Source organism: Humidesulfovibrio mexicanus (assembly GCF_900188225.1).
In the GTDB taxonomy this organism is placed as follows: domain Bacteria; phylum Desulfobacterota; class Desulfovibrionia; order Desulfovibrionales; family Desulfovibrionaceae; genus Humidesulfovibrio; species Humidesulfovibrio mexicanus.
The window spans coordinates 85,729-105,166 of the sequence record NZ_FZOC01000001.1 but is presented as its reverse complement, the minus strand read 5'-3'; the positions used below and the strand labels follow the sequence as shown (position 1 = coordinate 105,166).

Sequence of the window (19,438 nt, the reverse complement as noted above, 5' to 3'; positions counted from 1 at the left end):
AGCCCTTTCGTCCAGTCGGCACAAGGGCATATCCTGGAAGCGGAGCGGATGCGATGCGCACATCTTTTGAACTGGTGAGCGATTTTGTCCCCAGGGGCGACCAGCCGCAAGCCATCAATGAGCTTGAGGCGAACATCATTGCCGGGGTGCGCGATCAGGTGCTGCTCGGCGTCACCGGATCGGGCAAGACCTTCACTGTGGCCAATCTCGTGGCCCGGCTCAATCGCCCGGCGCTTGTCCTGGCCCCGAACAAGACTTTGGCGGCCCAACTCTTCAACGAGTTCAAGGGGCTGTTCCCGCACAACGCAGTCGAGTATTTTGTCAGCTATTATGACTATTACCAGCCGGAAGCCTACCTGCCGCACTCGGACACGTACATCGAGAAGGACAGCTCCATCAACGACGACATCGACAAGCTGCGCCACGCCGCCACCCACGCCCTGCTTACCCGGCGCGACGTGCTCATTGTGGCTTCCGTGTCCTGCATCTACGGCCTGGGAAGTCCGGAGTACTACGCAAAGATGATCATTCCGGTGGAGACCGGGCAGCAGTTGGGCATGGAGGAGCTTATCCGCAGGCTGGTGGAAGTGCATTACGAGCGCAACGACATGGACTTCCACCGCGGGTCGTTTCGCGTCCGCGGAGACGCCCTGGAACTGATCCCGGCCTACAGCCGGGAAAAGGCCCTGCGTCTCACCTTTTTCGGCGACGAGATCGAGAGCATTCAGGAGACCGATGCCTTGACCGGCCAGGTGCTTGCCGTTTTGCGCAAGACGGTCATCTATCCCGGCAGCCACTACGTGTCGGACCAGGACAACCTCAAGCGCGCCACGGACGCCATCCGCGACGAGTTGCAGCAGCGCTTGGCCCAGTTCACGTCCCAGGGGCGGCTTGTGGAGGCCCAGCGCCTGGAGCAGCGAACCATGTTCGACCTGGAGACCATCGAGGAGCTGGGCTACTGCACCGGCATCGAAAACTACTCCCGCCACCTGGACGGCCGCGCTCCAGGGCAGCCCCCCGCAACCCTCATCGACTATTTCCCGGACGACTTCCTGTTCTTCATCGACGAAAGCCACATCACCGTCCCCCAGGTGGGCGGCATGTTTAATGGCGATTTTTCCCGCAAGAGCACGCTCGTCGATTTCGGTTTCCGTCTGCCCAGCGCCCTGGACAACCGGCCCTTGGACTTCGAGGAGTTCAAGCAGCGCCTGGGGCAGGCCGTGTACATTTCGGCCACGCCCGGCCCCTGGGAACTGGAGCGCAGCCAGGGGCTGGTGGTGGAGCAGGTGATCCGGCCCACCGGCCTTGTCGATCCGGAGGTGGACATCCGCCCGGTGGCGGGCCAGGTGGACGACATTCTTGGCGAATGCAAGGCACGCGTGGTTAAGAGCGAGCGCGTGCTGGTGACCACCCTCACCAAGCGCATGGCCGAGGATCTGACCGACTACCTGAACCAGATGGGGGTACATGCCCGCTATCTGCACTCGGACGTGGAGACCCTGGAGCGCATGGCCATCATTCAGGCCCTGCGCGCGGGCGAGTTCGATGTCCTGGTGGGCATAAACCTTTTGCGCGAGGGATTGGACATTCCGGAAGTTTCCCTTGTTGCCATTTTGGATGCGGACAAGGAGGGCTTCCTGCGCAGCACGCGTTCGCTCATCCAGACCTTTGGCCGGGCGGCGCGAAATGTCGGAGGCCGGGTGTTGCTCTACGCCGACTCCGTTACGCCTTCCATGCGCGCAGCCCTTGACGAGACGGCACGCAGACGAGAAAAGCAGCTTGAGTACAACAAAGAGAACGGCATCGTACCCAAGACCATCACCAAGGGGCTGGACAACATCCTTGGCGCACTTGCGGCCCACGCCGTTCCCGAGGGGCAGGACGCCAGTGCGGCCGCTCCAGACGATCTGTTGCGTGAACTGGATCCCAAACGTCTGAAAAAAGAGATCGGCCAGCTTGAGCGGGCCATGCGCGAAGCCGCCAAAGAGTTGGAGTTCGAACGCGCGGCGGAACTGCGTGACCGGGTGCTGGCCTTGCGCGAGCGGCTGTTGCAATTGGGAGACTGAATGGCCACCTTGGTTGACATCACTCGTCTACGCGCCCTCAAGGACAAGTGGGGCCCGCTTTTCCAGTTCCTGTTGGGGCTGGTGCTCATGGCCTGCATATTCGCAGGCGGCGTATGCGTGTACATGTTCATCGAGGGCTGGGGGTTCGTCGACAGCTTCTACATGGTGGTCATCACGCTTTCCACGGTGGGCTTTGGCGAAATCCAACCCTTGTCCGACCGGGCCAGGCTGCTCACCTCAGGCATCATCATCCTTGGCGTCGGCAACTTCGCGTACATCGTCGGGTCATTTTCGCAGATGCTTGTTGACGGGCACCTGCACAATCTTTTGTGGAGGCGCAAAGTGCAGCGGCGCATAAACAGGCTTGAGAACCACTACATCATCTGCGGTTTCGGGCGCATCGGCGGCGTGGTGGTCCAGGAGATCCTCAAGGTCAGCCCGGATGTCGTGGTCATCGAACACGATCCGGAGCTTGTCGAGCAGCTCAAACGCGATGGAATCATGCACCTGCAGGGCGACGCCACCAACGATGCGTTGCTGATCGACGCTGGGATCCAGCGCGCCAAATCCATCGTCACCGCCCTTACGGACGAGGCGGCCAACGTCTACGTGACCCTCACGGCCCGGCAGCTGAATCCCAAGATTTCCATCATTGCGCGCGCCAACAACGCCTCGCACATCACCCGGCTGGAGTTCGCCGGGGCCGACCGGGTCGTGCTGCCGCACCTCATCGGCGGGGTGCGCATGGCCCATACCGTGCTACGCCCGACCGTGACGGATTTTCTCGATCTGGCTGTGCGCGGGAATATCGACCTGCAACTGGAGCAGCTCGTCATCACTCCGGGCTCCCGCTACGTGGGCGTCTCACTGATGGATTCGAACATCCGCAAGGACTATGACCTCATTGTGGTCGCCATCAAGCGGGAGGATGGGCAACTGGTGTTCAACCCTGGGCCGAGGGAGGAACTGCGCAGCGGCGACACCCTCATCAGTCTGGGGCGGCCATCGGAACTGCAACGCATCGGAGAGCATTTGTGAGCGAGGGCAAAGCAACGATGCGGGAACGTGTTTTGGAACTGCGCCAGGAGCTGGAGCACCACAATTACAGGTATTATGTGCTCGACAGCCCGGAAATATCCGATGCGGAGTACGACGCAACATTTCGTGAGCTGGCCCGTCTTGAGGGCGAGTACCCGGAGTTCGATGATCCCAATTCCCCGACCCGTCGGGTAGGCGGCACGCCCGCCGAAGGTTTCGAGGCCCACCGGCACGCCTTGCCCATGCTTTCCCTGGACAACGCCATGAATCTGGATGAATGGCGCGAGTTTGCGGAAACCAAGCTGGTGAACGCCTTTCGGGACGCACTGGCCGAGGTCGCCCTTGCGGACATGGAGGCGGCGTTCGGTCGCCCCTTCGTCACAGGGGGCGACCCCAGAAAGGACGTACGCAAGGACCTGGCTTCCAAGGTGCGCGCGCTCATCGGCGCGACCCTGCTTTCCGGGGCTGGCTGGGACGCCCTCTTCGACGGCGTGTTGCGTCTGTGCCCGCGCAGGCCGGGGCAAGGGTCTCATTGGTCGGGCGGTCTTCTCGGACTTCCCGGCTTGGAATCCCACGCCCAAACAGGCCGGAGTCTCCCCGGTTTGCGAGGGATTGCGGCCGAAATCGGCCCGGACCCCATCGCCGCACTGTCCGAGTTCTGGGTTGAGCCCAAGATGGATGGCCTGGCAGGCGAACTTACTTACGAAGATGGCGGTTTCGTTGTAGGCTCCACCCGTGGCGACGGCGAGACTGGCGAGAATGTGACCGCCAATTTGCGCATGGTGCCCAGCGTGCGCGGCAGGCTGCTCGCCACTGGATCGTCCCTGCCGCAGGTGCTTGATGTGCGCGGCGAGGTGGTGATGGCCGTGAAGGATTTCGAGGCTCTCAACGCGGAGCAGGAGCGTGCGGGGCAGAAGCCGTTCGCCAACCCGCGCAACGCCGCTGCGGGTTCAATCCGCCAATTGGACCCGAATGTGGTGGCGTCGCGGCCGCTGCGGTTCATGGCCTATGGCATCGGGCGGACACAGTGGCCCGATGGCGGCGACCCTGGCTGGGGCACACAGGAGCAGATCATGCGCGGCGTGGCGAGCCTGGGGCTGGCCACCGCGCCGGAAGCCAGAGTCTGTACATCGGCGGAGGAGGTTGCGGGTTTCTACCTGGATCTTCAAGCCAGACGGCATCTGCTTCCTTTTGAAATCGATGGCGTTGTCGCCAAGGTGAACCGTGTGGCCGTGCAACGGCTGCTTGGACAGACCGCGCGCGCCCCCCGCTGGGCCCTGGCCTTGAAGTTTCCACCAGAGCAAGTGCCGACCACGCTTTTGGCCATAAACATCCAGGTCGGCCGAACAGGGGTGCTGACCCCCGTGGCGGAGCTTGATCCCGTGCGTGTGGCAGGAGTGGTGGTCTCCAGCGCAACGCTCCACAACGCGAGCCACATTGCCAGGCTTGATGCGCGAGTGGGCGACAGGGTGGTCATCCAACGCGCAGGCGATGTGATCCCGCAGGTTGCCGAGGTGCTTGATCGGAACGCCTCGGAACATCTTTCGCGACCGCCTTTCGCTTTTCCGTCCCTGTGTCCCGTTTGCGGCAGCGAGGTGGTGGCAGAGGACAAAATCACTTACTGTCCCAACCACGCTTGCGCCGCCCGGGTGGTGCTCGGCATCGTCCATTTCGTATCCAAAGCCGGGCTGGACATGGACGGAGTGGGCGAGAGGTGGATCGAGCGGCTGGCTCAGTCCGGTGTGCTGGAATCCCCGGCCGATCTGTTCGACTCTGACCGGATCAACACCGAAAGCCTGCAACGCTTCGAGCGTATGGGCGCAAAGAGCGCGGAGAACTTCGTCAACTCCATCGAACAGGCGCGCACGGGCGCGACCCTGGCCCGCTTCATCGCCGCGCTCGGCATAGAGCAGGTGGGCGAGCAGACGGCAAAGGAATTGGCCCGTCGCTTCAGCGATCTGGACGAACTGGCGGCCGCGGACAAGACGGAGCTTATGCGGCTCAAGGATGTTGGGCCAAAGGTCGCAGAGAGCATTCTCGCCTATTTCGCCAATCCGGGGAACCAGGCCATGCTCCAGCGGTTCAAGACCCTTGGCCTGTGGCCCAAGAGCCAGCCGGGGCAGGCTTCCGGTCTTCCCCTGGAGGGGAAAAGTTTTCTGATTACCGGAAAGATTGCCGCCGACATCCCCCGCAAGAGGGCAGAGCAGTGGCTGGAGAGCCTGGGCGCGACGAAGTCGTCGAGCGTTTCCGCCAGGCTGGACATGCTGGTTGCGGGCGATAAAGCCACGGCGCACAAGGTCGACAAGGCCAGACAGCTTGGCGTGGCGATTCTGGACATCCCGCAATTTTTCGATATGCTCCGCCAACATGGAATAACGACCCCCTAATTTTGGAGGACGCAATGGCCACTGATCTCATCACCGATATCATCGTCATGGGCGGCTGCGGCCGCATGGGCGGCACCCTGGTGCGCATGGCGCAGAACGACCCGGATTTGCACCTCAAGGCCGTCATTGAGCGCGCCGAGCGGCTGGACGAATTGGAGCGCCTTGATTGCCAGCTCTCCGCCGATTTGGACGAGGTGTTGCCACAGTCGCCGCGCGCGGTCGTGGTGGAGTTCACCTCTCCCGAGGCCACGGTTGAGCATGTGGGCGTGTGCAAGCGGCACGGCAACCCCATCGTCATCGGCACCACGGGACTCAAGCCGGACCAGTTGGCGACCATACGGGAGGCAGCGATGGAAACTCCCGTGTTGTTGGCCCCGAACATGAGCCTTGGCGTCAACGTGCTCCTGAAGATTCTGCCCCAGTTGGTGCGCATGCTCGGCCCGGCCTATGACATGGAGATGGTCGAGATTCATCACAGCCGGAAGAAGGACGCGCCCAGCGGAACGGCCCTCAAATTGGCGGAGTGCATGGTTCAGGCTCGCGGATGGGTGTATGACGAGGTCAAGCGCCATAGCCGCGACGGCATTGTGGGCGAGCGGCCGGAAAAGGAAATGGGAGTCATGGCCGTGCGCGGAGGCGATGTCGTGGGCGACCATACGGCCTATTTCTTCGGGCCAGGAGAGCGCATCGAAATCACGCATCGGGCGCATTCACGCGAAAACTTCGCCCAGGGCGCCCTGCGCGCCGCCAAGTGGCTGGCCAGGCAGAAGCCTGGGCGGCTCTACGACATTGGCGACCTTTTGTAGCGCCCTCTTTGCACAGGATCAACGCGCCGGGCTTCCGCTGGAGGTCCGGCGTTTTTCGTGCCTATGCTCAGAAATTACGTTTGCGGAAGTTCGACGCGCATCGCGTCGCACACAGCCTTGGCCGCGCGATCCAGTCGCTCCAAGCGCACTGGCAGCACGTCCGCTTGCGCATCGCGCGCGGCATACTCCACATCACGGCACGCGTCGCACAGGGCGGCCATGCCCATGACCGCTGCGGCCCCCTTCAGGGAATGGGCATGGTATCGGGCGAGCTCAAGGTCGCCGGTTTCCACGGCTGAACGGATCGTCTTGATGCGTTCCGGCTCGTCCTTGAGGAACATTGCGCACAATTCATGGAGCAGCGCTGGTTTATTCTCGCGCATCCGCTTCAGCCATTCACGGTTGATGGGAGGAGGCTGATCATCGGGCATGGCGGCTCCGTGAGAAAGAAAGGGGGAACCCTTCGGCCCCCCCCTCTCGTTTCGTTACATCCTGTACAACTTTTCTCCGGGAACGATGGAGATGTTGCTTTTTTGCAACAGTTCGATGGCCTGGTCGGTGCGGTCGAAGCGGAAGATGATGATGGCGTTCGCTCCGGCCTGTGTGACGAAGGCGTACATGTATTCGACGTTGATTTTTGCGTCGCGCAGCATTTGCAGGATGTTGTTGAGGCCGCCGGGTTGATCGGTGACCTCCACGGCCACGACGGTGGTGCGTCCCACGGTGAAGCCGCCGGCCTTCAGGTTCTCCCTTGCCTTTTCAAAGTCCGAGACGATGAGCCGCAGGATGCCGAAGTCCGAGGTGTCCGCCAGGGACAAGGCGCGGATGTTGACGCCGCTGTCGGCCAGGATGCGGGTGACCTCGGCCAGGCGACCGGCGCGGTTTTCCAGGAAGATGGAGAGCTGATCGACCTTCATGATGTCCTCGCTTGGTTGTGGTGCTCGTGTCCGGTGGCGCGGAGCGCTATGCCTGAGGCTTGCGCATGTCGATGATGCGCTTGGCCTTGCCTTCGCTGCGCTCAATGCTCTTTGGCTCCACAAGCTTCACCCTGGCGGTGACGCCCAGGAACTCCTTGATGTTCTTTTCTATCTTGGATTCAAGGCGTTGTAAATTCTTGATCTGGTCCGAGAATACGGCCTCGTCGATTTCCACGCGCACCTCCATGGTGTCCAGCGTGCCCTCGCGGCCCACTATGAGCTGGTAGTGCGGGGTAAGACCATCGGTTTCCAGCAAAATGGTCTCGATCTGCGAGGGGAACACGTTGACGCCGCGGATGATGAGCATGTCGTCGCTGCGGCCGGTGACGCGCTCCATGCGCGCCGTGGTGCGACCACAACGGCAGGGCGCGGTATTCAGGCGGCTGATGTCGCGGGTGCGGTACCGCAAGAGCGGGATGCCTTCCTTGGTGAGCGTGGTGAAGACAATTTCGCCTTTTTCGCCGTGCGGCAGCTGCTCGCCTGTTTCAGAGTCGATGATTTCGGCCAGGAAGTGGTCCTCCTGGATGTGCAGACCGTTTTTCACGCGGGCGCATTCAATGGCCACCCCAGGCCCCATGATCTCCGACAGGCCGTAGATGTCGATGGCGGTGATGCCGAGCTTGCCTTCGATTTCCGCGCGCATGGAGTCTGTCCACGGCTCAGCCCCGAAGATGCCGATCCGCAAGGGCAGCTCCTTGATGTCGATGCCCATTTCCTTGGCGGCTTCGTACAGGTGCAGGGAGTAGGAGGGCGTGCAGGTGATGACCGTTGCGCCGAAGTCGCGCAGAATCATGGCCTGCCTGCGCGTGCCGCCTCCGGAGATGGGAATCACGGTGGCTCCGAGTTCCTCTGCGCCGTAATGCACACCCAGGCCGCCGGTGAACAGTCCGTAGCCATACGCGTTATGGATGAAGTCGCCGCTGGTGGCACCGGCCGCGGCCAAGCAGCGGGCCACCATATGCCCCCAGTTCTTAATGTCGCGCTTGGTGTAGCCGACGACCGTCGCCTTGCCCGTGGTGCCGGAGGAGGAGTGCAGCCGCACGATGTTTTCGCGGCTGACGGCGAAAAGGCCGAAAGGATAGTGGTTGCGCAAATCCTGCTTTTCAGTGAAAGGCAGCAGCGTCACATCGGAGAGCTTCTGGATGTGCTCTGGCCTTACACCGCGTTCGTCAAGTTTCTTGCGGTAAAAAGGCACATTCTCATACACGCGGGCCACCACGCTCTGCAGGCGGCGCAGCTGGAGGGCTTCCAGTTCCTCGCGCGGCATGGTTTCGTGTTCCACGTCAAAAATCATGGCCTGTCCTCCTTCGGGAGAGGTCTCGCAGGGGCGAGCTGCGTGTGCGCGTTCGGGTGAAGCGGGCAACCACCCGCGACAGCGGTACCATTTGTTGCATTCCGTGGGCTGGGGGTCGCGCTTTGCCCCGCCAAACCGCGCCACGGATGCATGCAGTCTATGAGCCGGGCCGGTGGCTGCGGGCCAGACTGTGCAAAAGATTCAGCATGAGAAATCCTTTGCCCGAATCCCTTTTGGCCGTCAAGGAAGGCCGATGAAATGGCTGCCTTGCTGGATGCTTGAAATGCCTAGCCCGGCAGCGCATAACCGGACTGTCGCGGAAGTGGAGGAAAGGATGCAGAACATCGTGATGGTGGTTTTCGCCGTGGTATACGTTGGCATGGTGCTCGGAGGATTGCCTGGCCTCGCGGTGAACCGGTCCGGAATCGCCGTGCTGGGCGCCGTGGCCTTGCTCGCCTTCGGCGTGCTTGACTCACGTCAGGCTTGGGCCAGCGTCGACATGCCGACCATGAGCCTGCTTTTCGGCCTCATGCTCGTGTCCGCGCAGCTCCGTCTGGGCGGGTTCTACACCTTCATGGCGCGTCGCATCGCGAAGGCCGACCTCCCCGCGCCTTGGCTGCTTTTGCTGGTCATGGCCGCCGGGGGGGCACTTTCGGCCGTGTTGGTGAACGACATCGTATGTCTGGCCATGACGCCTATCCTCGTCGAGGGCTGTCTGCGCCGCAGGCTGAACCCCATGCCGTTTCTGCTTGGCCTGGCCTGTTCATCAAACATCGGATCAGCGGCCACGCTCATCGGCAACCCGCAGAACATGCTCATTGGCCAAGTAGGGGGATTGCCCTTCGGAGCGTTTCTTCTCGACGCGCTGCCTCCGGTTACGGCCTCCCTTCTGGCCGGTTGGGGCGTCATTGCATACGTGCATCGCGGCGACTGGAATCTTGAGCGCCACAGCGCGCCCGCTCCGGCTGTGGAGTTTCGGGCATGGCCCACAGCCAAGGGATGCCTGCTCATGGCCGCCGCCTTGGCCGGGTTTCTTTGGCTGGACGTTCCGCGCGAGGTGGTGGCGCTCACCGTGGGGGGATTCGTCCTGCTGAGCCGTAAAACCGAATCCCAGGCCGTGTTCTCGCTGGTGGACTGGCAGCTGTTGTTGCTGTTCCTCGGCCTTTTCGTGGTCAACCACGCCGTGGCGGAGGTGGGAGTGTTGGGGGACATGTTCGCGGGCCTTCGCGGCCTTGGCGTGGCACCCGAACAACCGGTGTGGCTCTTCGCCTTGACCGCCGGGCTTTCCAACGTCATCTCCAACGTTCCGGCAGTGATGCTGCTGTTGCCCGTTTGCGCCTCTCCCCAGGACAAACTGCTTTTGGCCCTTGTCAGCACGCTTGCGGGCAACCTGTTCCTGCTGGGCAGCATCGCCAACCTCATCGTGGCCGAACAGGCTGCGCGCATGGGGGTCTTCATGACCTGGAGACGGCACCTGCGGGTGGGAGTGCCCGTCACCCTGGTCAGTTTCGCATGTGCGGCCCTGTGGCTGTGGCTGCGCTGGACCAGCCTGCAGGTGGCCGCAGGGTAGGGCGCATTGCGCTCCCGCGCCGATTCCGCTACAAAGCGCGGCAAGCACACCGCCGCCCTTGCGGCCAGAGGAATCATGAAGAAAAAAGCAAATCCGACAGTTCCCGCAATGCCCACTCCGGAAAAGAGCCAAATGCTCGCCGCGCTGCTTGACGACAAGCAAGCCGAGGACATCGTGGTGCTCGACGTTTCCGGCCTGTGCCCCATAGCCGAGAATATCATCATCGCCGGGGCGCGTGGACAGCGCCATGCCCAGTCCTTGGCGGACGCCGTCATGGATGCGGTGAAGGATCGCAAGCTCGTGTCCTTCGGCGTTGAGGGCTACGATGCCGGCACCTGGATTCTGGCGGACCTGAACGATGTCATCGTGCATATTTTCCAAGAGGATATGCGCCGCATGTACAACATCGAGGGGCTTTGGGCCGAAGGTCGGCGCGTGGACGCTCCCGCTGGCCGCGTTTCGGCAGCCGACCTGGAGGACTGATGTCCGCCATCCCGACGCTTCTGCTCATCCTCGACGGTTTCGGCATTGCCCCAGGCGGGCCTGGCAACGCCGTATCCCTGGCCAAGACCCCCAATCTCGACAGGCTGTTCGACCGCTATCCCCACACGAGCCTCGCCTGTTCGGGCCGCGCCGTTGGGCTGCCCGACGGTTTCATGGGCAACTCCGAGGTGGGGCACATGAACATCGGAGCCGGGCGCATCGTGTACCAGGACATGACCCGCATCGACATCGCCATCGAGAACGGCGAGTTCGCCGCCAACCCTGTGCTGCTTGACCTGTGCGCCAAGGCCAAGGCTGGAAGCGGTCGTCTGCATTTCATGGGGCTCGTGTCCGACGGCGGGGTCCACAGCCACCAGAACCACATCCACGCCTTGCTTGCCCTGGCCAAGGCGCAGGGCGTGCGCGAAGTGTTTGTCCACGCCTTTCTCGATGGCCGGGACACGTCGCCCTCGAGCGGTGGCGGGTATGTGCGGGCGCTGGAGGCCAAGCTCAACGCCATTGGCGTTGGGCGCATCGCCACGATCACCGGCCGCTACTATGCCATGGATCGCGACAAGCACTTTGAACGCAACGAGCCCGCCTATGCGGCCTTGGCCAGCGGTCAGGGCGTGGCGGTCCACTCCGCCACGGAGGCCATCCGTCAGGCCTATGCCGCCGGGGAGACCGACGAGTTCGTGAAGCCGCGCATCGTTGTCGATCAGGCCAATGCCCCCATTGGCACTATAGGCGATGGCGATGCCCTGTTTTTCTTTAATTTTCGTGCCGACCGCGCTCGGCAGCTTTGTCGTGCGTTCTTCGAGCAGGACTTCAAGGAATTTTCACGGCCGACAGTACCCGCCCTGTCGGCCTTTGCTACGATGACCCGTTACGAGTCCGGCTTTCCCATGCCTGTGGCCTTCGGCCCCCAGTCCATGGAGGGCTTTCTGGGACAGGTGGCGAGCGAAAAGGGGCTACGGCAATTGCGCATTGCGGAGACCGAGAAGTACGCGCACGTAACCTATTTCCTGAATTGTGGCGTGGAGGAGCCGCTTCCCGGCGAAGAGCGTGCGCTCATTCCCTCACCGCGTGACGTGGCCACCTACGACCTGAAGCCGCAAATGAGCGCGCGTGAGGTGACCCAGGCCCTGCTAGAGCGCCGGGGCGCATTCGACCTGTGCGTGTGCAACCTGGCCAACCTGGACATGGTGGGCCACACCGGGGTCATTTCTGCCGCTGTGGCCGCCTGCGAAGTGGTTGACGAGTGCGTGGGCAGACTTGTGGACGCTTTCCTGGCCGATGGCGGGCAGGTGTTCCTCACAGCCGACCATGGCAACGCCGAAGAAATGCTTGATGCGACAGGCGGCCCGCAGACCGCGCACAGCACCAACCCCGTACCGCTGCTCCACGCCGATCCTTCGGGCGGCCGGAACCTGCGGCCCGGCAAGCTGGGCGACATCGCCCCAACCATCCTGGCCACGCTTGGCCTGGACCAACCCGCCGCCATGACCGGCGAATGCCTCTTCGCCAATAAGGCGTAAGGGCGGGGAACGCGAATGACCAAGCCCATCACCCCGGTCCGCCCGGCTGGAATGGAGATCATTTTCCTGTACCAATGCCCGCACTGCGGCCGCGAGGTCACCCTCATCGCCCCAACCCGGCCAGCCATGGCCCAGTGCGATTCCTGCCGCAAGACCTTTCCCATCGTCCCCGTGGACGACCGCGCTTTGCGGTACTTCAAGATCATGCTTGCTGGCGGCAAGGCTGCAATCGATCCGGATTTTCTCTAACTTCGGCCTTACGATTCCACTCCGGGCGGTGCATCTGCAGGTGCGCCGCCTTTTTTTGTCCACAAGCGAATCAAATTTTTTTATGGAAAATCAATATGTAGAAAATATCTATACTTTCTCTAGTCGCAAATTCATAAGGCGGAAAGCTGTTCTCATGTGTGAGGGCTATTTGCGGCGGGCGAGAAAGAAGCGTTTGAGCAGGGCGGAGCAGTCCTCGGCCAGCACGCCTTGGATGACCCATGGCCGATGGTTGGCGAAAGGAAGGTTTGCGCCGTCAAGGTTGGAAGTCAGTGCGCCGGCCTTGGGGTCGGCCGCGGCGAACAGGATACCGGCCACGCGGGCGTGCAACAGGGCGCCAACGCACATGAGGCAGGGCTCAAGGGTCACCGCAAGCACGCTTCCCGTGAGGCGATGGTTGCGAAGCATGGCGCCAGCCTCGCGGAGACAGAGGATTTCCGCGTGTGCGCTGGGATCGCAAAGGGATATGTTGCGGTTGCGGGCGCGAGCCAGCAGTTCACCCTTCGCGTCGAACAGGGCCGCCCCGATGGGGATTTCGCCTTCCTGCGCAGCCAGGCATGCCTCGTCAAAGGCTTCGGCCATCATGCTCCGCCAGGTCTGGCCAGCGGCATGGCCCGGCGGCAGGGCTGGAGGGGTGGGGGCCGGGCGCATGGGCCTAAAGGTTCTTCAGGTACCGCACCCCGGACTCCAGCAAAATCAGGCCGAGGGCCGAACCTTCGCCACGTGTCCAACCGGGATGGTTGCAGGGGTGGTTGTAGGCCTCCGGGTGCGGCATAAGGCCCAGAATGCGGCCAGAGGGATCGGTGAGCCCGGCGATGGCGTTGGCCGCGCCGTTGGGGTTCAGCGGATAGTCCATGGTGGGCAGGCCGCTTTCCGGGTCTATGTAGCGCAGGGCCACAAGGTTGGCGGCTTCAAGTGCGTCCAGCGTGGCCTGGTCAAGCGGCACGATCTTGCCTTCGCCGTGGCGCACCGGGGCGGCGAGCACGTCCACCCCTTTTGTGAACACGCAGGGCGAGGAGGGGTTGGCCCTCAAGGTCACCCAGCGGTCCTCATAGCGGGCGGAATCGTTGTGCGAAATGGATACCTGGCGCTCGAAGTACTTGCCGCCAATTGCGGGCAGCAGCCCAAGCTTCACCAGGAGTTGGAAACCGTTGCAGATGCCCAGGATGATGCCGCCTTTTTCGAAGAAGGCGCGCAACTGTTCAATGACGGGCTCTCCATTTGCCGTCTTGGCGAAACGCCAGCGCAAGGCCGCCGCCTGTGCCGAACCCAGATCGTCGCCATCCAGGAACCCGCCGGGGAAAATGAGGAAATTGTAATTCTCCATGCGGACATGTCCGGAAGAGATATCGGAAAAATAGGCGATGTCCGCCTCGTCTGCGCCGGATTGCCGGGCAGCGTGTGCGGATTCCTGTTCACAATTGGTGCCGTATCCGGTAAGAACAAGTGCTTTGACGCGGGCCATGAACATCCTCCTGCGGCGATGGCGCGGGGGCCGAGTGTTTTTTCGGGCCCGCAAACGGAAAGAATACGTGTGCGGACGCGCGCAGTCAACACGCGGCGATTGAACCACAGCAGACTTGAAGGGGTGTTTGCATGAAGACCAAGTATATTTTCATCACCGGCGGGGTGCTCTCGTCCCTGGGCAAGGGGCTGGCCGGCGCGTCTATAGGCGCGCTGCTACAGGCACGCGGCCTCAAGGTCACCATTCAGAAGCTCGACCCGTACATCAACGTGGACCCCGGCACCATGAACCCCTTCCAGCATGGCGAGGTGTACGTCACCGAGGACGGTGCGGAGACCGATCTCGACCTGGGCCACTACGAGCGCTATCTGAACATCCACATGGGCCAGGAGAACAACTACACCTCCGGGCGCATATACGAGAACGTCATCAACAAGGAGCGCCGCGGCGACTACCTGGGCGGTACCGTGCAGGTCATTCCGCACATCACCGATGAAATCAAACATGCGGTGCTCAACGTGGCCAAGAATGACGAGGACGTGGCGCTCATCGAAATCGGCGGCACTGTGGGCGACATAGAGGGCCTGCCGTTTTTGGAGGCCATTCGCCAGCTCAAAAATGACTTGGGCAGGGAGAACGTGCTGTTTCTGCACCTGACTTTGGTGCCCTACATGCGCGCCGCAGGGGAGCTCAAGACCAAGCCGACCCAGCACAGCGTCAAGGAACTGCGCGCCATCGGCATCCAGCCCGACATCATTCTCTGTCGTTCCGAGGTGCCCCTGCCCGATGACCTGAAGGCCAAGATTGCGCTTTTCTGCGACGTGGACCGCGACGCCGTGTTCTCCGCCATTGACGTCAAGAGCATTTACGAGGTTCCCCTTGAGTTCTATCGCGAGGGCGTGGACCAGAAGATCGCCATCCTGCTCAAGCTGCCGGCCAAGAACGCTGAGCTTGATCCCTGGAAGGAGCTGAACCGCCGCATCCAGAACCCCAAAGGCAAGGTGCGCGTTGGCATTGTGGGCAAGTACGTGGATTTGAAGGAGGCTTACAAGAGTCTGCACGAGGCCCTCATTCACGGCGGCGTGGCCAATGAGGTGTCCGTGGAGCTTGAGTACGTGAACTCCGAGGAGATCACCGCCAAGAATGTGGAGAAGCGTCTCAAGACCCTGGACGCCATCCTTGTGCCCGGCGGTTTCGGTTCGCGCGGCATCGAGGGCAAGATTTTGGCCATCAAATACGCCCGCGAGAACAAGGTGCCGTTCTTTGGCATCTGTCTGGGGATGCAGTGCGCGGTCATCGAATTCTCGCGACATGTCTTGGGGCTTGAAAAGGCCAATTCCCAGGAATTCGACGAGTTCACGCCAGATCCGGTCATCTACCTCATGACCGAGTGGTATGACTTCCGCAAGAAGAAGGTCGAGAAGCGCAACGAAGAGTCCAACAAGGGCGGAACCATGCGCCTGGGCTCGTACCCTTGCAAGCTCGTCAAGGAAACAAAGGCCTTGGCTGCCTATGGCGAGCCCCGCATCGAGGAGCGCCACCGCCATCGGTATGAATTCAACAAAAAGTACGCCGATGCTCTGCAAAAGGCCGGGCTGGTGCTCTCCGGCACATCCCCGGACGAAGAGCTTGTCGAAATCGTAGAGCTCCCAGGACATCCCTGGTTCCTGGGCTGCCAGTTCCATCCGGAGTTCAAGTCGCGCCCCATGCAGCCGCATCCGCTCTTCCGCGAATTCATCGCCGCCGGGTTCGCCTACGCGCAGGGAAAGTAGCATGAGCTGCACCGACAGCGCGGCATTGTACGCCAAAAGCCTGGCCGGGCCGTTCCTGCTGGCCGGACCGTGCGTGCTCGAAAGCCGCCAGCTGGCACTTGATGTGGCCAAGGAACTCGCCGCCATCTCGGAGCGACTGGGGCTGCCCATCGTCTTCAAGAGCTCTTTCGACAAGGCCAATCGGACCTCGGTGACGAGCTTCCGTGGACCTGGGCTGGACATGGGGCTCACGTGGCTGGCCGAGGTGCGCGAGACCACAGGCCTGCCCGTGGTGACGGACATCCATCTGCCGGAACAGGCTGCGCCCGTGGGAGAGGTGGCCGACGTGCTGCAGATTCCTGCCTTTTTGTGCAGGCAGACGGATCTGCTTGTGGCGGCCGCTGAAACGGGGCGCATCGTCAACGTCAAAAAGGGGCAGTTCCTTGCCCCCTGGGACATGAAAAACGCCTGCGAAAAGTTGCGCTCCACAGGCAACGGACGGTTCTGGCTCACGGAGCGCGGGGCCTCATTCGGCTATAATAATCTTGTGGTGGACATGCGCTCGATTCCCATCATGCGGGGCTTCGGCGCGCCGGTGGTCTTCGACGCCACCCATTCCGTCCAGTTGCCGGGAGGGCAGGGAGGCTGTTCGGGCGGACAGCGCGAATATGTCTCCGTCCTGGCAAGCGCGGCAGTGGCCGCCGGTGCTTCGGGCGTGTTCATGGAGGTGCATCCGGATCCGGACTGCGCCTTGTGCGATGGCCCGAACAGCCTCCCTCTTTCGCAACTGGAGCCGCTTTTGAAGCGTCTGCTCGCCATATGGAGCGTGCCCAGTGTCTGAAGCGGACATTGCGCGCCTTGGAGCGGGCATCAAGCTCCTTGTTCTGGATGTTGACGGAGTGCTCACCGATGGCGGCCTGTATTACGACCATGAGGGCCGTGTCTCCAAGCGCTTCAACGTTCAAGACGGCCTTGGAATCAAAATTGCACAATCCTTTGGGTTGGATGTCGCCGTCACCACTGGCCTGAACCATGGCGCGGTGGAAAAACGGGTTCGCGAGCTCGGCATCGCCGAATACCACGCTGGGCACGTGGACAAGGCGCCGTTGGTGGATGGCATCTGCGGGCGGCTGGGGCTGGAACGCGCCGAAGTCGCCTACCTTGGCGACGATTGGGTTGATGCGGGCGTTATGCGTTCCGTGGGGCTGCCCATGGCCGTGCTCAACGCGCAGCCGGAAATCCTGGCCCTGGCCCGATGGGTCTCCACGCGCCCCGGCGGCCACGGAGCCGTACGCGAGGCCGTGATGTTCCTCCTGCGCTGCCGCGGACAGTACGATGCGGCCTGGGAGAAGTGGAGATGATGCATGCGCAAGCCTTTTTTCACCGTGATCGTGATCTTCCTGCTTGGCCTGGTCGTCGGCCTTGTGGTCAACATGCAGCGGGACAACGTTCACGACGCGCCTGCCGAAAAGCCGCAGACCAAGGCTGAGCCCGACGTTCTGGCCGAGGATCTGGAGTTGGTGCAGGGCAGCGATGGCAAGGAACTCTGGCGCATTCGCGCCACGAGCGCCGAATATAGCCTGGACCAGCGTATCGTGCAGGTTATCAGGCCACAGCTTTTCGCCTATGTCGGGCCTGAGCGCGAGGAGGTCTTTATCAAGTCCGACCTGGGCGAGATAAATCAGTCCGGCAACACCGTGACCCTGCGAGACAACATCGCTGGCCGGTTTGGGCAGTTTGCGCTCAGTTCCGATGTGTTCGACTACATCGGCGCCATGAAGAAAGCGTATTTCAAGGGCCGGGTCATTGTCACCCGGCCGGACTTCACTGTTAATGCCACAACGGTGGAGATAAATTTGGAGACACGGGAGCTTACCGCCGCGGGAGGCGTTGCCGCAGAATTTACGCCAGCCGCCCTGGAGGGGCTCAAGAAGGAGAAGAAGCCGTGAGGCCGTTTGTCCACGTACTCGCCGTAGCGGCGCTTTTGGCGCTGGTTGCCGTTGCTTCAGCCCAAACGACAGGGGGCGAGGTGAAAATGGCCGCAGGAGAAGTTGCCGTGCGGCTTAAGCCGGAGCCTGGCGCCCAGGTGGTGCGCGTGCTGCAGCAGGGCGTTCGTGTCCGCGTTGAGCCCGCCAAACCATCTGGATGGCTGGCAGTGTACGACTTGAGCGAACCCAAACGCGACCCCAACCGCGCCATTGGCTACGCCGAGGCGACGAGTTTCGCCGTGCCGGGGACGCCCCATCCGGAGAATCCCGCCACGGCATTGTCCTCTGGCACAAAAGGGAAGTCGTCGCAGGGGGTGAAGCCAGGCAGTGAGCTCAAAGCCAGCGCCGTCCAAAGCCCACCGGTGAAAGCGGCCAAGGATGCAAATCAGGATCCTGTTCGGATCACCTCCGACAAGATGGTGTACAGCCAGACGGATAACGCCGTTGTCTTTCAGGGCAATGTGCATGGCGCGCAGGCCGACATGGCCATCTGGGCCAGCAAGATTACGGCCTACTTTGCCGACAAGGCCAAGACGCCGGGGAGCCAGCAGAAGGAAAACGGCACGGACCTGGGGGCTGGAAAAATCGACCGCATTGTTGCGGAAGGGGATGTGCGCCTTGTCGCAGGCAAGAATGAAGGGGCCTGTGCTCAGCTTACCTATTTTGTGAACGAGGGGGTTTTGCGCATGGAAGGCAACCCCATCCTCCGCGAAGGGCAGAACACCGTACGCGGCGATGTGATCAAGTATTATCTGAACGAAAAGCGCAGCGAAGTGTTGAGTGGCGCGCAACGGCGTGTGGAAGCGGTCTTTTTTACCCCAGGTTCGGACAGGAAATAGGCATGGCCGAACTTATCGCGACGAACCTGTCAAAGCGCTATGGCGAACGCGAGGTCGTGCGCCACATCAATCTCGCCATCCATGATCGCGAGGTTGTGGGGCTGCTGGGGCCGAACGGCGCAGGCAAGACCACAACCTTCTACATGCTCGTGGGCGTGGTGAATCCCACCACGGGAAATGTCGTTCTGGACAAGCAGGACGTGACCGAAATGCCCTTGCACGAGCGTGCTCGGCTCGGTCTTTCCTACCTGCCCCAGGAAAGTTCCATTTTCAAGAAACTCTCGGTTCGCCACAACCTTGACGTAATTCTTGAGCAGATGCCCATGACCCGGGCCGAGCGGAAGACGCGCGCCGAAGAACTGCTTGAGATGTTCACCATCACCAAGCTTGCCAACCAGCCCGCCATGTTCCTTTCGGGGGGTGAGCGCCGGAGGCTTGAGATCGCCCGCGCGCTTATCGTGAACCCCAAGTTCATCCTCTTGGACGAGCCGTTTGCCGGCATCGACCCCATCGCCGTGATCGATATTCAGGAGATCATCTCCGTGCTCAAGGGGATGGGCATCGGCATCCTCATATCCGACCACAACGTCCGGGAGACGCTCAATATTTGCGATCGAGCCTACCTCGTCTATGAGGGCATGGTCATCCTTGAGGGGAGCCCCTCGGAGATCGTGCAGAGCAGCAAGGCCAGAAAGCTCTACCTGGGCGAATCGTTCAGTCTGTAGCACCCCGTAATTTCAGGCGGTTGCGATCTGTCTCGGCTTCTCGAAACACGGGGAGCAGCCGAGGGCAAGGAATTGTGGATTTACACATTCCTGGAAGGTTGGTACAGTTTTTTCATATGATGTATTCCGCTATGAAAAGGTTCGTATATTTGGTGAGTTACCAAAAAGAACTTGCACAGTCCCAACGCCTGTGGCACCATGGCGGCAAGCGAATATCCAGGTTTCATAATTTTTTTGGCGTTTC

The 19,438-nt window shown here is 61.8% G+C and carries 19 protein-coding genes; 14 read left to right on the top strand and 5 right to left on the bottom strand.

Going from position 1 to position 19,438, the window contains the following annotated elements:
- The first annotated feature begins 53 nt into the window (after positions 1-53).
- From uvrB to dapB, 4 genes are read left to right on the top strand one after another with little or no spacing between them, the layout of a single operon-like run.
- Positions 54-2,066 (top strand): excinuclease ABC subunit UvrB, encoded by a 2,013-nt coding sequence (uvrB, locus tag CHB73_RS00585; protein ID WP_089271005.1) that lies wholly within the window; start codon positions 54-56, stop codon positions 2,064-2,066.
- Positions 2,067-3,104 (top strand): potassium channel family protein, encoded by a 1,038-nt coding sequence (locus CHB73_RS00580; RefSeq protein WP_089271003.1) that lies wholly within the window; start codon positions 2,067-2,069, stop codon positions 3,102-3,104. It begins immediately after the preceding gene.
- A complete protein-coding gene (gene ligA, locus CHB73_RS00575) occupies positions 3,101-5,491 on the top strand; it encodes an NAD-dependent DNA ligase LigA (protein ID WP_327438354.1) in 2,391 nt (796 codons plus the stop codon). Before CHB73_RS00580 ends, ligA begins: the two co-directional genes overlap by 4 nt.
- 14 nt (positions 5,492-5,505) lie before the next feature.
- Positions 5,506-6,297, top strand: a complete 792-nt coding sequence (gene dapB, locus CHB73_RS00570; RefSeq protein WP_089271001.1) for a 4-hydroxy-tetrahydrodipicolinate reductase — start codon at positions 5,506-5,508, stop codon at positions 6,295-6,297.
- A 74-nt stretch (positions 6,298-6,371) separates the two neighbouring features.
- On the opposite strand, the gene CHB73_RS00565 is transcribed toward dapB, so the two are convergent.
- From CHB73_RS00565 to CHB73_RS00555, 3 genes are read right to left on the bottom strand one after another with little or no spacing between them, the layout of a single operon-like run.
- On the bottom strand, positions 6,372-6,728 hold the full coding sequence (locus tag CHB73_RS00565) for an Hpt domain-containing protein (protein ID WP_089270999.1): 357 nt from the start codon (positions 6,726-6,728) through the stop codon (positions 6,372-6,374).
- Between the two features lie 54 nt (positions 6,729-6,782).
- A complete protein-coding gene (locus CHB73_RS00560; protein WP_089270997.1) occupies positions 6,783-7,214 on the bottom strand; it encodes an ACT domain-containing protein in 432 nt (143 codons plus the stop codon).
- 46 nt (positions 7,215-7,260) lie between these two features.
- The gene (locus tag CHB73_RS00555) at positions 7,261-8,568 is read right to left on the bottom strand and encodes a phenylacetate--CoA ligase family protein (RefSeq protein ID WP_089270995.1); all 1,308 of its coding nucleotides are present in this window, start codon (positions 8,566-8,568) and stop codon (positions 7,261-7,263) included.
- A 334-nt stretch (positions 8,569-8,902) separates the two neighbouring features.
- On the opposite strand from CHB73_RS00555, the gene CHB73_RS00550 reads away from it, so the two are divergent.
- From CHB73_RS00550 to CHB73_RS00535, 4 genes are all read left to right on the top strand, one after another.
- The gene (locus CHB73_RS00550; RefSeq protein WP_089270993.1) at positions 8,903-10,138 is read left to right on the top strand and encodes an anion transporter; all 1,236 of its coding nucleotides are present in this window, start codon (positions 8,903-8,905) and stop codon (positions 10,136-10,138) included.
- A gap of 75 nt (positions 10,139-10,213) precedes the next feature.
- Positions 10,214-10,621, top strand: coding sequence for a ribosome silencing factor (gene rsfS, locus CHB73_RS00545; protein WP_235641453.1), 408 nt, complete (start codon positions 10,214-10,216; stop codon positions 10,619-10,621).
- Complete coding sequence (gpmI, locus tag CHB73_RS00540; RefSeq protein WP_089270991.1) at positions 10,621-12,159, top strand: 2,3-bisphosphoglycerate-independent phosphoglycerate mutase; 1,539 nt, start codon at positions 10,621-10,623, stop codon at positions 12,157-12,159. The genes rsfS and gpmI overlap by 1 nt, the downstream gene beginning before the upstream one ends.
- A 15-nt stretch (positions 12,160-12,174) precedes the next feature.
- Positions 12,175-12,408: a hypothetical protein gene (locus CHB73_RS00535; protein WP_089270989.1), complete on the top strand. Its 234-nt coding sequence runs from the start codon at positions 12,175-12,177 to the stop codon at positions 12,406-12,408.
- A gap of 165 nt (positions 12,409-12,573) precedes the next feature.
- On the opposite strand, the gene CHB73_RS00530 is transcribed toward CHB73_RS00535, so the two are convergent.
- Positions 12,574-13,077, bottom strand: a complete 504-nt coding sequence (locus CHB73_RS00530) for a nucleoside deaminase (protein WP_235641452.1) — start codon at positions 13,075-13,077, stop codon at positions 12,574-12,576.
- Between the two features lie 4 nt (positions 13,078-13,081).
- Entirely contained in the window at positions 13,082-13,891 is an 810-nt protein-coding gene (locus CHB73_RS00525; protein ID WP_089272211.1) for a phosphoribosylformylglycinamidine synthase subunit PurQ, read from the bottom strand.
- Positions 13,892-14,022: 131 nt separating this feature from the next.
- On the opposite strand from CHB73_RS00525, the gene CHB73_RS00520 reads away from it, so the two are divergent.
- The 6 genes from CHB73_RS00520 to lptB are packed head-to-tail and all read left to right on the top strand — an operon-like array spanning position 14,023 to position 19,194.
- Positions 14,023-15,663 carry a CTP synthase gene (locus CHB73_RS00520; protein WP_089270987.1) on the top strand — a complete coding sequence of 547 codons (1,641 nt, stop codon included), beginning with the start codon at positions 14,023-14,025 and terminating at the stop codon, positions 15,661-15,663.
- 1 nt (position 15,664) lies between these two features.
- Entirely contained in the window at positions 15,665-16,483 is an 819-nt protein-coding gene (gene kdsA, locus CHB73_RS00515) for a 3-deoxy-8-phosphooctulonate synthase (protein WP_089270985.1), read from the top strand.
- Positions 16,476-17,003, top strand: a complete 528-nt coding sequence (locus tag CHB73_RS00510) for a KdsC family phosphatase (RefSeq protein ID WP_089270982.1) — start codon at positions 16,476-16,478, stop codon at positions 17,001-17,003. The genes kdsA and CHB73_RS00510 overlap by 8 nt, the downstream gene beginning before the upstream one ends.
- Positions 17,004-17,006: 3 nt before the next feature.
- A complete protein-coding gene (lptC, locus tag CHB73_RS00505; RefSeq protein ID WP_089270980.1) occupies positions 17,007-17,591 on the top strand; it encodes an LPS export ABC transporter periplasmic protein LptC in 585 nt (194 codons plus the stop codon).
- Positions 17,588-18,469: an LptA/OstA family protein gene (locus tag CHB73_RS00500; protein ID WP_143337277.1), complete on the top strand. Its 882-nt coding sequence runs from the start codon at positions 17,588-17,590 to the stop codon at positions 18,467-18,469. The genes lptC and CHB73_RS00500 overlap by 4 nt, the downstream gene beginning before the upstream one ends.
- Before the next feature lie 2 nt (positions 18,470-18,471).
- On the top strand, positions 18,472-19,194 hold the full coding sequence (gene lptB / locus CHB73_RS00495) for an LPS export ABC transporter ATP-binding protein (protein WP_089270976.1): 723 nt from the start codon (positions 18,472-18,474) through the stop codon (positions 19,192-19,194).
- The last annotated feature ends 244 nt before the right edge of the window (positions 19,195-19,438 follow it).